The organism is Aeromonas sp. BIGb0405, assembly GCF_024807335.1.
Taxonomy (GTDB): domain Bacteria; phylum Pseudomonadota; class Gammaproteobacteria; order Enterobacterales; family Aeromonadaceae; genus Aeromonas; species Aeromonas rivuli.
Map to the genome: position 1 here is coordinate 1,006,602 of NZ_JANUEP010000001.1, position 13,944 is coordinate 1,020,545.

Consider the following 13,944-nt stretch of genomic DNA (forward strand, 5'->3'; position numbering starts at 1 on the left):
AGCAGTTACAAGCTGGCGACAATCTTTGCCCCCAGAACGGCGTTGTTCAGCACCAGCTGGATATTAACGGCCAGGGAGTTGCCACCGGTCAGTTCGCTCACAGGGGCAGCAGTTACAAGCTGGCGGCGATCCGTGCCCCCAGGGCAGCGTTGTTCAGCACCAGCTGGATATTAACGGCCAGGGAGTCACCGCCGGTCAGTTCGCTCACAGGGGCCAACAGTTACAGACTGGCGGCGATGCGTGCCCCCAGGGCAGCGTTGTTCAGCACCAGCTGGATGTTCGCCGCCAGGGAGTTGCCGCCGGTCAGCTCGCACACCCGCGCCAGCAGGAAGGGGGTGGATGCCTTGCCCTTGACGCCCTGCTCGTCCGCTTCCTGCAGCGCCTGTTTGATCGCGGCGTCTATGTCGGCCTTGGGCATGGCAAACTGGGTCGGGATGGGGTTGGTGACCACGGCGCCACCGGCCAGCCCCAGCTCCCACTTCAGACGCAGCGCCTCGGCAATGGCCGCCGGGGTGTCGAGGCGGTAATCCACCTTGAAGCCGCTTTCGCGGGTGTAGAAGGCGGGCAGCTCCTCGGTCTGATAACCGATGACCGGCACCCCCTGGGTCTCCAGATACTCCAGGGTCAGGCCGATGTCGAGTATCGACTTGGCACCGGCGCAGACCACGGCCACCGGGGTCTGGGCAAACTCCTGCAGATCCGCCGAGATATCGAAGCTCTCCTGGGCACCGCGGTGCACGCCGCCGATGCCGCCGGTGGCGAACACCCGGATCCCCGCCATGGCCGCAATGATCATGGTGGAGGCGACCGTGGTTGCTCCCAGCCCCTTGTTGGCCAGCACGAAGGGGATGTCGCGGCGGCTGCACTTGGTGGCGGCGTGACCGGCCCGGCCCAGCGCCTCCAGCGCCCCCGCATCCAGACCCACCTTGAGGCGGCCATCCAGAATGGCGATGGTGGCCGGCACGGCGCCGTTGTCCCGCACCACCTGCTCTACCTGGCGCGCCGTCTCCACATTCTGCGGATAGGGCATGCCGTGGGAGATGATGGTGGACTCCAGGGCTACGACGGGTTTGCCGGCGGCCAGGGCCGCGGCGACGACCGGTTGGATATCGAGGTAAGCGTTCAACATGGGTACTCCTCCAGAACACGTTCAACGGCGGCCTTGGACAGGCCGGAAAAAACAGTTTCATGACAACCGACGGTGAGGGCGGCGCAACCCAGGGCAAAGCGGGTGCTTTGCGCCATGTCGCTACCGGCCAGCCAGCCATGGACCAGACCGGCCATGAAGGCATCACCGCCGCCGGTCACATTGCTGACCGGGCAACCGAGGATGGGCAGGTGACCCTGCGTCTCCCCGTCGCTGTAAAAAATGCCCTGCTCCCCCAGACTCAGGAACAGGCGCTGCACCCCGGCGCTGTGGAACCAGTGCGCCGCCCTGGGCCAGGTATCGGGCCCTGCAATGGCGAAGCCGCACAGCTGTTCGGCCTCGCTGCGATTGGGCTTGAGGGTATGAATGCGGCCGAGCCAGGGGCGGATCTTCTCCACCTTGGCCACGGAGACGGTATCGACAAAGAGCACCTGCTCCCCATGGCGGTCGAACAGCCAGTCCAGGGTGCCGGTGGCGAGATTGGTGTCCAGCACCAGCACGTTGGCGGCAGCGAGAAAACCGCCAAGGGGGCTCAACCGGGCAGGGGTCAGCTCATCGATGATGCCCATGGCATTGATGGCGCAGCTCATCTCCCCCAGGCCATCGTGCAGGCTCAGGTAGCAGGAGGTGGTTTTGCCGTCGAGCACCAGCGTCTGGCGCACATCGACACCAGCCTGCTGGCTCACCTCCAGCAACTGATGGCCATGCTGATCGTTGCCCACCGCCGTCACCAGACGGGTATCCGTGCCAAGCCGCGCCAGGTTCTCGGCTATGTTGCGTCCCACCCCGCCGGCCGAGGTGCGCACCGAGCCCGGATTGGAATCCCCCATGCGCAGGGCTCCCTGGCTCTGGCCACAGATATCCATGTTGGCCCCCCCCACCACCACGGCGTAAGGGCCCTCGCGCAGCACATAACCGCGCCCCATCACGAACCCCTGCCGTGTCAGGCTGGAGACATGGCTGGCCAGCGCCGAGCGACTGATGCCAAGTTGAGTCGCCAGCTCCTGCTGGGGGATCATGGGGTCCTGGCGCAGCAGGGCGAGGATCTCTTGCTCACGGTCTGTCATAGACAAATATCCATATCTAGGCTTTTGTTTAAGTTAGCAGGAAAACGTTTCGACAAAAGAGGGGCGGTGCAGAATTGTCGGGTGGTGCACAAAAAAAAACACCGGGCAGGCCCGGTGCTGGTGACGCATCTGATTGCATGTTGGTGACCTGGCTCAGGAGAGCTTGACCCAGATGGTCTCTCCCTCCAGCCGGGTGGGCCAGGCGCGCACCCCGAGGGCCGGATCGTCGAGGCAACGCCCATCGTCCAGGGCATAGCGCTGCTTGTAGAGTGGCGAGGCCACCACCGGCTCCCCGCCAAGATCCCCCACTATGCCTCGCGAGAGCAGGGCAATACCCGAGACGGGATCCCTGTCGTCAAGCACATATACCCGCTCCCCGAGCAGAAACAGCGCCAGCTGCTGCTCCCCAACCCGGGCACTGCGGCCCTGGCCGGGCAGCAGACTGGCCAGGGCGCAGACCGGCAACCAGGTTTCTTGCTGCATCATATCAACTCCTTGATCTTGATCGCCGGGACCCACTGGCCACGCTCCTCGCGCCTTGGCGGCGTGGCAACCGGCTCGTCATCGACGAATGCCTTGAACAGCGCCACCTTGTCCGGATCGGCCAATGTACTCCGCCACTCGCACTGCCAACTGCCGACAATGGACTCCATGTGGGCCTCAAGTTCGGCCCCGAGGCCCAGTCTGTCCTCCACGATCACCGACTTGAGATAGTCGAGCCCCCCCTCCATGCTCTCCATCCAGACCGAGGTGCGCTGCAGGCGCTCCCCGGTGCGCACATAGAACATCAGCAATCGGTCTATGTAGCGGATCAGGGTCGGCTCATCGAGATCGGTGGCGAACAGGTCGGCGTGGCGCGGCCGCATGCCGCCATTGCCACAGACATAGAGGTTCCAGCCTCGCTCGGTGGCGATGACGCCGATGTCCTTGCTCTGGGCCTCGGCGCACTCCCGGGTGCAACCGGAGACGGCAAACTTCAACTTGTGGGGCGCTCTGAGCCCCTTGTACCTGTGCTCGAGCCGCATGGTCAGCCCCATGGAGTCCTGCACCCCGTAGCGACACCAGGTGGAGCCCACACAGGATTTGACGGTGCGCACCGACTTGCCATAGGCCTGGCCGGTCTCGAAGCCCGCCGCAATGAGCTCCCCCCAGATGTCCGGCAACTGATCGACCCTGGCACCGAACAAGTCGATGCGCTGGCCGCCGGTGATCTTGGTGTAGAGCCCGTATTTGCGGGCCACCTCGCCGATGGTGATGAGGCCGTCCGGGGTGATCTCGCCGCCGGGGATGCGCGGCACCACCGAGTAGGTGCCGTCTCTTTGCAGGTTGGCCAGGAAGGCGTCGTTGGTATCTTGCAGTCCCCGATGGGGCTTCTCCAGCACGTGCTCGTTCCAGAGCGAAGCCAGAATGGAGGCCACGGTCGGCTTGCAGATATCGCAACCCAGCCCCTGACCGTGACGATCCCGCAGGGCATCGAAGGTCTTGATCTCCCCCACGCGGGCCAGGTGGTAGAGCTCCTGACGGCTGTAGGCGAAGTGCTCGCACAGACTGTGGTCGGCCTCCACCCCCAGCTCGGCCAGGGCCACGTCCACCACCTGCTTGAGCAAGTTGCTGCAACCGCCACAGCCGGTGCCCGCCTTGGTGCAGCTCTTCACCGCCGCCAGCTCGTGATTGCCGGCCCGCACCGCCGCCACCACGGCCCCCTTGCTGACGTTATGGCAGGAGCAGAGGATGGCGCTGTCGGGCAGCACCATGGGCGCCGCCGCCTCGACCCCCTCCCCCATCAACAGGGAGAGCACGGGTTCGGGCAGGGGCAGAGCGTTCTGGTAGTACTGGAGCAGCCGCTCATAATCACTGCCATCCCCCACCAGGATGGCGCCGAGCAGCCGCTTGCCCTCGCCATCGGTCACCAGTTTCTTGTAGATGCCATTGACCCTGTCCAGCAGCAACAGCTCCTGAGCCCCTTCGCTGCTGCCATGGGCATCGCCGATGGAGCCCACATCCACCCCCATCAGCTTGAGCTTGGTGGACATGTCGGCGCCCTGGAAGCGGGTCTCACCGCCACAGAGGGTCGCCACGGCGGCACGGGCCATCTGATAACCGGGGGCCACCAGTCCGTAGATGCGCCCCTGCCAGAGCGCACACTCACCGATGGCCAGGATGGCGGGATCCGAGCTGATGCAGCCCTCATCGATGCAGATACCCCCTCGCTCACCCACCCTCAGCCCCCCCTGACGGGCCAGGGCATCCGCCGGGCGTATCCCGGCCGAGAAGAGGATCACATCCGTCTCCAGATGCTGACCATCGGCGAAACGCAGGCGATGGCGCGCCGTCTCGCCATCCTCGATGGCCTCGGTGGCGGTGGCCGTGTATACCTCGACCCCCAGCCCCTGGATCTTCTCCCTGAGCAGGGCGCCGCCGCTCTCATCGAGCTGAACCGGCATCAGCCTGGGGGCGAACTCCACCACCCGCGTCTTGAGTCCCAGCAATCGCAGGGCATTGGCCGCTTCCAAGCCGAGCAGGCCGCCGCCGATGACGACGCCAGTGCGGGCGGCGGCGCAGGCATCGCGGATCTCGTCCAGATCCCCCAGGGTGCGATAGACGAAACAGCCAGCCCGCTCATGACCGGGGATGGGCGGCACGAAGGGCACAGAGCCGGTGGCCAGCACCAGACGGTCATAGTCGAGGCGCTCCCCGGACTCGAGGCAGAGCTGGCGAGCGGCCCTGTCCAGACTCTCGACCTTGGCACCGAGCCGCAAGCTCACCCCTTGCTCGGCGTACCAGGCCGGGTCGGCGAGACGCAACGCGTCGGGCGCCTTGCCGCCAAACACCTCGGAGAGATGCACCCTGTCATAGGCGGGATCGGGTTCGGCCCCCAATACGGTGACCTCGAAGCGGGCCAGTCCATCTGCCGCCACCAGCTGTTCGATGAAGTGATGACCGACCATGCCATTGCCGACGACCAGCAGTTGCTGTTTCTCAACCACCTTGGGTTGTTCGGTGAAGTGATGGTCTATCTCACCAGCCATGCCATTGCCTATCACCACCAATTTTTGTTTATCCATCTCGTTCATCCTTGTTCCCTTGTCCCGATTCAGGCGGTGCGTCTGATGACGCCCCCGGTGGCCGTCTTGAGCTGTGTCACCTTGCGCTGCTTCTCGTAGAGGAAACGCAGCACCTGCTGGCGCAATTTGTGGTACGCCGGGTCGTCGGCCAGGGCCACCCTGTCCCTGGGTCTGGGCAGGTTGACCGCCAGAATTTCCCCCACGGTCGCCGCCGGGCCATTGGTCATCATGATGATGCGATCCGACAGCAATACCGCCTCGTCCACGTCGTGGGTGATCATGATGACGGTGTTGCCCAGCTCCGCCTGGATGGCCATCAGCGCATCCTGCAGATGAGCCCGGGTCAGGGCATCCAGGGCGCCGAAGGGTTCATCCATCAACAGCACCTTGGGGGAGAGCGACAGCGCCCGCGCGATGCCGACCCGCTGCTTCATGCCCCCCGAGATCTCATGGGGCATCTTGTGGCTGGCATGCTCCATCTGCACCAGGGAGAGGAAGTAGTGCACCTGTTCGGCCACCTCCTCGCGCCCCGTTACCCGCCGCCTGACCGCCAGTTCAACGTTCTGATGAACACTGAGCCAGGGCAGCAGGGCGTGGTTCTGGAACACCATGGCCCGCTCGGGCCCTGGCCCATCCACCTCGCGGCCATCGAGGATGATGCCCCCCTGGCTCGGCTCCAGCAGCCCGGCCACCAGATTGAGCACAGTGCTCTTGCCACAACCGGAGTGGCCTATCAGGGAGATGAACTCCCCCTTCTCTATCTTCAGGTTCACCCCGGTCAGGGCCTCGAAGACCCCGTGCTCAGTGGTGAACGACATGCCGAGTTCACTCAAATCCAGATAGGTTTTCATCACGACTCCTTGCCCGTCAGGGCCATCAACGCAGCAGTTGCCGCTTGTCCCAGGACAACCACTGCTGCAGCGCCAACATCAGGCGATCCAGCGCGAAACCGATGAGACCTATGGTCACCACGGCCACCATGATCCGGGCCAGGGAGGCGGAACTGCCGCTCTGGAACTCGTCCCAGACGAACTTGCCGAGCCCCGGGTTCTGGGCCAGCATCTCGGCGGCAATCAACACCATCCAGGCGACGCCCAGGGAGAGGCGCATGCCGGTGAAGATCATCGGCAGGGCGCTGGGCAGCACTATCTTGGCGATATGCGTCAGGAAGGGCAGCCGCAGCACCCGGCTCACGTTATGGAGATCCGGGTCCACCGAGCTCACCCCGACCGCCGTGTTGAGCAGAGTCGGCCAGAGTGAACAGAGGGCCACGGTCAACGCCGAGTTGACGAAGGATTTCGCCAGCCAGGGATCCGGGCTCACATAGACGGCACTCACCACCATGGTGATCAGCGGTAGCCAGGCCAGGGGGGAGACCGGCTTGAGCAGCTGGATCACCGGGTTGGCGATGCGATAGAGCTGCGGGTGTATGCCAAGCACTATCCCCAGGGGGACGGCCAGCAGGGTCGCCAACCCAAAGCCGGTGGCCACCGTCAGCAAGCTGGTGCCAATCTGGTCGAAGAAGGTCGCCCGTCCCGGGTAGGATCTCACCTTGATGCTGGCAGCGGGATCCGCCGCCAGCCGCTCGGCATTGCGACTGGCCTGGCGGGCCAGGAAGCCGGATTCGCGCTCCCGCTCGGCCAGGTGCTCCTGACCCAGTTGCCAGAGCTGGCTGGCGGTCGCCCCGGGGCCCGGCAAGGTACCCAGACTGGTCTTGACCTGACTGGCCCCCAGCTGCCAACAGAGCAGAAACAACACTATGCCGAAACAGGGGGCCAGCAGGCGCCCTATCGCTGTCGCTTTCATCATGAAGACTCCTTGTCCTTGGCTTCACTGCACCTGTTCATCGCCCTTGAGGCCGATGGCAAAGTGGTTCAGATAGTCATTGGGATGGCGACCGTCATAGACGATGCCGTCGATAAAACCTTGTTGCGGGCCGCGATAACCGCTCTCGGTCGCAAACGCCGGGAAATCCGTCGCCTGGAGCTTGCCCTCCTTGATAAGTGACAGCGCCGCCTGCTGGTACACCTCGGGCCGATAGACGGCGCGGGCGACCTGCTCGAACCAGGCATCGGATTGCGCCTGGGGGATCTGCCCCCAGCGGCGCATCTGGGTCAGGAACCAGATGGCATCGGAGTAGTAGGGGTAGGTGGCATGATGGCGAAAGAAGACATTGAAATCGGGCAGGCTGCGCACGTCGCCCTTGTTGTATTCGAAGCTGCCGGTCATGGCGGCGGCGATCACCCCTTCGTCCGCCCCCACGTAATCGGGGCGAGCCAGCAGCTTGGCCGCCGCCCGGCGATTGCCATTGTCGTTGGCATCGAGCCAGTGGGCGGCGCGGATCAGCGCCTTGACCAGACGGACATGGGTATTGGGATAGCGTTCGGCCCAGGCCTGGGTGACGCCCAGCACCTTCTCGGGGTTATTGCGCCAGATCTCAAGGTCGGTGATGACCGGGACTCCGATCCCCTTGGCGATCGCCTGCTGGTTCCAGGGCTCGCCCACGCTGTAACCCGAGATGGTGCCTGCCTCCAGGGTGGCGGGCATCTGGGGGGGCGGGGTGACCGAGAGCCGCACCTCCCCCTGACGCTGACCCGAGTCATCCCCCTTGAGCGGGGCATAGTAGCCAGGGTGTATGCCCCCTGCCGCCAACCAGTAGCGCAACTCGTAGTTGTGGGATGAGACGGGGAACACCATGCCGAAGTTGAAGGCCTTGCCCGACTGGCGGTACTGGTCCAGCACCGGCTTGAGGCTGCTGGCCGAGACGGGGCGCACCACCTGGCCATCGGCCTGCTTGGCCAGCTGAGGCAGCATGGCCTGCCACACCGAGTTGGCAACCGTGATGCCATTGCCATTGAGATCCATGGAGAAGGCGGTCACCAGCTCGGCCTGGGTGCCGATGCCGATGTGAGCTCCCAAGGGCTGGCCCGCCAGCATCTGGGCACCGTCGAGCTCGCCATCGATGACCCTGTCCAGCAGCACCTTCCAATTGGCCTGAGCCTCCAGGGTGACATAGAGGCCCTCGTCCTCGAAATAGCCCTGCTCATAGGCCACCGCCAGGGGCACCATGTCGGTCAACTTGATGAAGCCCAGCTTGAGCTCTTCCTTCTCGGGGGCTCCGATGCTGACCGTCTCAGACGCAGCCGTTACCGCCCCCAGGGCTGGCCAGGCCAACATGGCCAGCAGCGCACCTTTGCACATCATTCTTGGCTTCATAGTTACCTCTTCACTTCGCTCATCCGGGTCTGGCCATCACGCGCCGTTGCGTTGTTGCCATCCCCGTTTTGCCAAAAAAAAGGCCCCACCGACCTGATGGTCGATGGGGCCACATTGCCCAGTTTTCATGGTGCCAGCGTTCATGGTGCCAGCACTCATGGTGATAGCCCCGAAGGGCCTGACGCCTGTCCGCCCTTGGCGGCACCGGCTTGTTATTGCTCTCTAAATTAGCTATTCAGGATACGTGCCAACTTCTCACATGCCCTGTCTACCGGGCGAATGGGGCTGCGCGTCGGGCCAGGGTGCGCCAGCGCGGCGCATCTGCACCAAGTTGGCCACCCATCCCCCCTCACCGCGCTCGGGTCGCCTGAGTGACGCCCGCCTCTCAGGCGGGCAACACCTGGAGCAGGCGGCGGGCCAGTTCCGCCAGGCTGTGGTTCTGGGCCATGGCGGTGCTGCGCATCGCCTGGTAAGCCGCCTCCTCATCCAGCCCCTGGTGGCGCATCAAGCGCCCCTTGGCCTGCTCGATAAGCCGTCGCTCTTCCAGCTTCACCTTCAATGCATCCTGAGCCTGCTGCTGTTGCTGCACCATGGCCAACTGGGCACGGGCCAGTCGCAGCCACTGCTCGACAGGTTCCCGCTCACCACAACCATGGGGTACCACCAGGGCTCCCTGGGCCAGCAGCTCAGCCTGCTGTTGCGCCGTCAGACGATCGCAAAACAGTATCCGGGGCAGTAATTGCCCCTGGGTCATGGCCAGCCTGATTTCGGCACTGAAGCGCCGACAGCTGATCAGCAGCCCGTCCCCTTGTATCTTGCCGCCCAGCAACCCCCGCTCATCCAGGATGCGGGGGCTGTGACCATAATGGCTGACCAGGATACCCAGCCGGTTGGCCTGTATCCTGTCATCGGCATGGATCAGCAGTATGGAGTGGCGCCCCTCAGAGTTACCGCCTTGATGTTGCATGCCTCACCTCTTGTCAGTTCAATCCATCGAACAGGCTCTCTTTGACGCAACATGGGGGCCAAGTGTTTGAATCTACCCCTAAATTATCCAGCTCTAGGTAGTAGGGGTAGATCAGGCGACCCGGCTCTCCAGGCCAGTGAGCAGTTGATCCAGTTCATCACGCAGCACCACCACCTCTCCCAGAATGATGAGCACTGGCGTCGCGCCCCGCAGGGCCTCTGCGGCCCGGGCCAGGCCACCGAGCCGGCAGCGGATCACCCGCTCATGCTCGCTGCACCCTGCCACGATCAGGGCCACCGGCAGCGCCCCATCGGCGCCCGCCCCCAGCAAACCAGCCTCTATCTTGCCAGCCTGCTCCAGCCCCATGTAACAGACCAGGGTCTGGCCCTCTCCGACCAGGGTGCGCCAACCATTGAAGCTCTCCTCCCCCTGCAGATGGCCCGTCACCAACGTCACCGAGCGAGCCAGCCCCCGGTGGGTCAAGGGGATGGCCGTGCTGGCAGCGCAGCCGAGCGCCGCCGTGATCCCGGGCACCAGCTCGGCTCGAAAACCGTGATGGGCCAGATAGAGGGCCTCCTCCCCTCCCCGGCCGAAGATGAGCGGATCCCCCCCCTTGAGCCGCACCACTCGCTTGCCGGTACGCGCCAGCGCCAGCAGCAGGGCATTGATCTCCTGCTGGCTCGGGCTGGGCTCGCCACAGCGCTTGCCCACATCGAAGCGGGCCGCACCGACCGGTATGATGGCGAGGATCTCGGCCCCCACCAGGCGGTCGTAAACCACGACCTCGGCCGCTTCGATGCGGCGCAAGGCCCTCAGGGTCAACAACTCGAGAGGGCCAGGGCCTGCCCCCACCAAAGCTATATGAACGGCGGTCTGTTCCGGATAGTGTTTCATCATGCTGACTCCAGGAAGCGGTGTTGTATCAATAGCTTGTCAATCTCTGGCAGACAGGTGCCGCAGTTGCTGCCGCACTGAAGCAGCCCCTGCAGCCCCGCCAGTTCACTCACCCCCTGCTCGCGGATGGCGTTGACGATGCGCGCCTCCGTCACCCGGAAGCAGGAGCAGACGAGCCGGGAGTCACCGGCAAAGGCATCGCTCAGGGTCTGGCTGAGGGCCCCCGCCTGCAGAGGCAAGCCGAGCAGGCTCGCCAGCAACTCAACCTTCAGGGTCGGCCAACGCTCACCGACCAGCAGCAGGCTCTGGATCCGTCCCTGGGAGAGGGCAATGGCGAGCCAGCCCCCCTTGACGGGCAGGCGCAGCCAGTGCCCATCCAGGGCCAGTCGCTGCCAGCACTCACTCATCCCCTCTGACCAGGAGGCGAGCAACCAGCACTCCCCGCCCTCCAGGGGGCGGCGCGCCCACCAGTCCCCCCGCTCGGCAGGCGCCTGCTGGCCAAGCCAGACGCCCTGCCAATGGGTGGGTTGTTTGTTGAGCCTCACCCTGGCCTGTTTGAACATGGGCTGACCGGAGTGCGGATCCGTGCGCGGGGCCACCAGCCGGTTGACCGCGCCCTGGCTGCACTGGCTGTCGGTCCAGTGCATGGGCAAGAAGGCCTCCCCCTCCCGCAACCCCTCATCCAGTCCCACCCGCACCCGCACCTGACCCCGGCCATTGTCCAGGCTGACCAGATCCCCGGCATTCAGCCCCAGGCTGAGCAGGCTGGCCGGTCCCACCATGACCCGGGGCCAGGGTTCGGCCTCCAGCAGGCGAGGCACATGGCCGCTGCGGGTCATGGTGTGCCACTGATCCCGCAACCTGCCGGAGTTGAGCAGCAAGGGCACTCCTGCTCCGGGTGGCAGCGGCTCCAGTGCGGGGGCCTGTTGTTTCAGGGGCAACAAGCGGGCCCGGCCATCCGGGGTAGGGAAGCGACCATCCTCAAACAACCGATCGCACCCCTGGGGGTGAGCCTCATTGACCGGCCAGCGCAGGGGGGCAAGCGCCTCGAACTGGGCTGGGGTCAGCCCGGCCAGCCCCGAGATGTCGAACTGGCGCTCCCCGCGGTTTTCAAAGCCGGAGAGGGCGGCATGTTCGCTGAAAATGGCATGCTCATCGGCGAAGGCGAACGCCTCCCCAAAGCCGAGACGCTGGCCGAGGCTGGCCAGGGCCCACCAGTCGGGACGCGCTTCACCGGGAGCCGGCAGGAAGGCGCGCTGGCGGCTGATGCAGCGCTCCGAGTTGGTGACGGTGCCGCTCTTCTCACCCCAGCCAAGGGCGGGCAACAGCAGATTGGCATAGCGCGCCGTGTCGGTCTGCGCCGTCAGATCAGAGACCACCAGAAACTCGCAGCGCGCCAGGGACTCCCGCACCCGGTCGCCATCTGGCAGGGAAGCCGCCGGGTTGCTGCCCAGCACCCAGAGTGCACGGATCTGACCGCTGTGCACCGCCTCGAACAACTCGACGGCCTTGTGGCCAGGCCCCGTCACCATCCGTGGGCTGCCCCAGAAACGCTGCAGGCGATCGCGCTCCGCGTCGCTAAAGCCCATGTGTGCGGCCAACTGACTGGCCAGCCCGCCCACCTCGCGCCCGCCCATGGCATTGGGTTGCCCCGTGAGGGAGAAGGGGGAGGCACCGGGCTTGCCTATCCGGCCGGTCAGCAGATGCGCATTGATGATGGCATTGGCCTTGTCCGTCCCCTGATTGGACTGATTGATGCCCTGGCAGTAGAGGCTGAGGGTGCGCGGGTGGCGGGCGAACAGCTGGTAGAAACCGAGCAGATCGGAGAGGGCCAGATCGCAATGCTGGGCCACCGCCTCCGGCATCCAGGCGGGATCGTCCAGCTCCCGAGCCAGGGCCGAGATGCCGCTGACATGGGCCGCCACATAATCTCGGTCCCAGATGTCGTGATCGAGCAGGTAGCGGCCCAAGCCGTTCCAGAGCGCCACATCGGTGCCGGGACGCAGGGCCAGATGCAAGTCGGCCTGCTCCGCCGTCATGGTGCGGCGGGGATCCATCACCACCAGCTTGAGTTCGGGACGGCGGCTGCGCGCCTGTTGGATGCGGCGAAACAGTACCGGGTGTGTCCAGGCCGTGTTGGCCCCGGTGATAATGATGAGATCCGCCAGTTCCAGATCCTCATAGCAGGCCGGGACCAGATCCTCCCCGAACGCCCGCTGCTGGGCCACCACGGCCGAGGACATGCAGAGCCGGGAGTTGGTGTCGACATTGGCGCTGCCGATGTAGCCCTTCATCAGCTTGTTGGCCACATAGTAATCTTCCGTGGTGAGCTGCCCGGAGAGGTAGATGCCGATCGCCTCGGGGCCGGATTCCGCCATGATCCGGCTGAACTGGGCCGACATCATACTGAGCGCCTCGTCCCAGCTGATGCGCTGGCCCCGATGGCGGGGGTAGAGCAGACGCTGGGGAAAGGCCAGGGTCTCCAGCAGGCTGGCCCCCTTGACGCAGAGTGCGCCGCCATTGGCCGGATGAGCGCTGTCCCCCTCGAGCTGCCACTCGCCCGCCTGCTGCGTGACGCTGATGCCACAGCCAACACCGCAATATGCACATGTGGTCTTCATCCTTCCTCCTGCCTGCCCGCAATAAAAAGGCGTCCGCCCCATCGAAGGGAACGGACGCCTCTGTCCTGTCATTGATATTGTTGGTGGTCTATCAGCACAAGATAATGCAAAGAGCTTGCCAGCCTGCCGGACGCCTGCCAGCGCCAACGCTGGACCCTCGCCCTCCCTCATGACTCCCCAACTCGGTGCAACTGCCCCAGCCTGGGCAGGCGAGCGAGGTCCGACAGGGTTGCCAAGCCAGCAAGAGCGGTGGGCTGGGCAGAACGGGGCATGGCCCTTTATAATGGCGCCGCAAACCAGGAGAGCGAGATGAGTGAACAGAACAACAGAGGCTGCGTCGAGTCTGCAAGGGAGACGGGGAGCGACTATGTCGGCCTGGGCCTGGTCAATCCAAAGTCACCAAGCAATGTCGGGGCCGTGCTGCGGGCCGCGGGCTGCTATGGCGCCGACGAGGTGTGCTACACCGGCAGCCGCTTCGAACTGGCACGTCGCTTTGCCACTGACACCAAACAGATGGTGGACAAGATCCCCCTGCTCGGGGTGGATGACTTGCTCGGCGTGATGCCTGCAGGGTGCGAGCCGGTCTTGGTGGACTTGATTGAGGGGGCCACCCCCTTGCCGGAGTTCGACCATCCGGCCCGGGCTTTTTACATCTTCGGCCCAGAGGATGGCACCCTGGAACCGGCGCTGTTTGCCGGGGTAAAACGGGTGGTCTATATCCCGACCCACGGCTGCATGAACCTGGCCGCCACGGTCAATGTCATCCTCTATGACCGGCTGGCCAAACGTCTGCGCAAGCCAGAGGAATAAGGATGTGGTCTATCCCCCCCAAGGATGCATGAGCTTGGCCACTACAACCAACGTCATCCCTCATGACCGGCTGGCCAAACGTCTGCGCAAGCCAGAGGAATAAGGATGTGGTCTATCCCCCCCAAGGATGCATGAGCTTGGCCACTACAACCAACGT

The 13,944-nt window shown here is 64.7% G+C and carries 12 protein-coding genes; 1 reads left to right on the forward strand and 11 read right to left on the reverse strand.

Going from position 1 to position 13,944, the window contains the following annotated elements; all coding sequences use genetic code 11:
• Window positions 1-112 precede the first annotated feature (112 nt).
• The 11 genes from M2366_RS04735 to M2366_RS04785 all read right to left on the reverse strand — a co-directional run bounded on the left by M2366_RS04735 (window position 113) and on the right by M2366_RS04785 (window position 12,977).
• Window positions 113-220 carry a pseudouridine-5'-phosphate glycosidase gene (locus tag M2366_RS04735; protein WP_404972783.1) on the reverse strand — a complete coding sequence of 36 codons (108 nt, stop codon included), beginning with the start codon at window positions 218-220 and terminating at the stop codon, window positions 113-115.
• Window positions 221-1,129, reverse strand: a complete 909-nt coding sequence (locus tag M2366_RS04740; protein WP_259269082.1) for a pseudouridine-5'-phosphate glycosidase — start codon at window positions 1,127-1,129, stop codon at window positions 221-223.
• Window positions 1,123-2,214 (reverse strand): PfkB family carbohydrate kinase, encoded by a 1,092-nt coding sequence (locus M2366_RS04745; RefSeq protein ID WP_259269083.1) that lies wholly within the window; start codon window positions 2,212-2,214, stop codon window positions 1,123-1,125. Before M2366_RS04745 ends, M2366_RS04740 begins: the two co-directional genes overlap by 7 nt.
• A 153-nt stretch (window positions 2,215-2,367) precedes the next feature.
• On the reverse strand, window positions 2,368-2,700 hold the full coding sequence (nirD, locus tag M2366_RS04750; RefSeq protein WP_259269084.1) for a nitrite reductase small subunit NirD: 333 nt from the start codon (window positions 2,698-2,700) through the stop codon (window positions 2,368-2,370).
• The gene (nirB, locus tag M2366_RS04755) at window positions 2,697-5,243 is read right to left on the reverse strand and encodes a nitrite reductase large subunit NirB (protein WP_404972784.1); all 2,547 of its coding nucleotides are present in this window, start codon (window positions 5,241-5,243) and stop codon (window positions 2,697-2,699) included. Before nirB ends, nirD begins: the two co-directional genes overlap by 4 nt.
• 65 nt (window positions 5,244-5,308) lie before the next feature.
• Entirely contained in the window at window positions 5,309-6,130 is an 822-nt protein-coding gene (locus M2366_RS04760) for an ABC transporter ATP-binding protein (RefSeq protein ID WP_224432218.1), read from the reverse strand.
• 25 nt (window positions 6,131-6,155) lie between these two features.
• The gene (locus M2366_RS04765) at window positions 6,156-7,088 is read right to left on the reverse strand and encodes an ABC transporter permease (protein WP_259269086.1); all 933 of its coding nucleotides are present in this window, start codon (window positions 7,086-7,088) and stop codon (window positions 6,156-6,158) included.
• A gap of 21 nt (window positions 7,089-7,109) precedes the next feature.
• Window positions 7,110-8,495 (reverse strand): CmpA/NrtA family ABC transporter substrate-binding protein, encoded by a 1,386-nt coding sequence (locus tag M2366_RS04770; RefSeq protein WP_259269087.1) that lies wholly within the window; start codon window positions 8,493-8,495, stop codon window positions 7,110-7,112.
• 385 nt (window positions 8,496-8,880) lie between these two features.
• Window positions 8,881-9,462 carry an ANTAR domain-containing response regulator gene (locus M2366_RS04775; protein ID WP_259269088.1) on the reverse strand — a complete coding sequence of 194 codons (582 nt, stop codon included), beginning with the start codon at window positions 9,460-9,462 and terminating at the stop codon, window positions 8,881-8,883.
• A 111-nt stretch (window positions 9,463-9,573) separates the two neighbouring features.
• Window positions 9,574-10,359, reverse strand: a complete 786-nt coding sequence (cobA, locus tag M2366_RS04780) for a uroporphyrinogen-III C-methyltransferase (RefSeq protein ID WP_259269089.1) — start codon at window positions 10,357-10,359, stop codon at window positions 9,574-9,576.
• A complete protein-coding gene (locus M2366_RS04785) occupies window positions 10,356-12,977 on the reverse strand; it encodes a nitrate reductase (RefSeq protein ID WP_259269090.1) in 2,622 nt (873 codons plus the stop codon). The genes cobA and M2366_RS04785 overlap by 4 nt, the downstream gene beginning before the upstream one ends.
• 309 nt (window positions 12,978-13,286) lie before the next feature.
• Here M2366_RS04785 and M2366_RS04790 point away from each other — a divergent pair, with 309 nt between their 5' ends.
• A complete protein-coding gene (locus tag M2366_RS04790; RefSeq protein ID WP_224432213.1) occupies window positions 13,287-13,787 on the forward strand; it encodes an RNA methyltransferase in 501 nt (166 codons plus the stop codon).
• Window positions 13,788-13,944 lie beyond the last annotated feature (157 nt).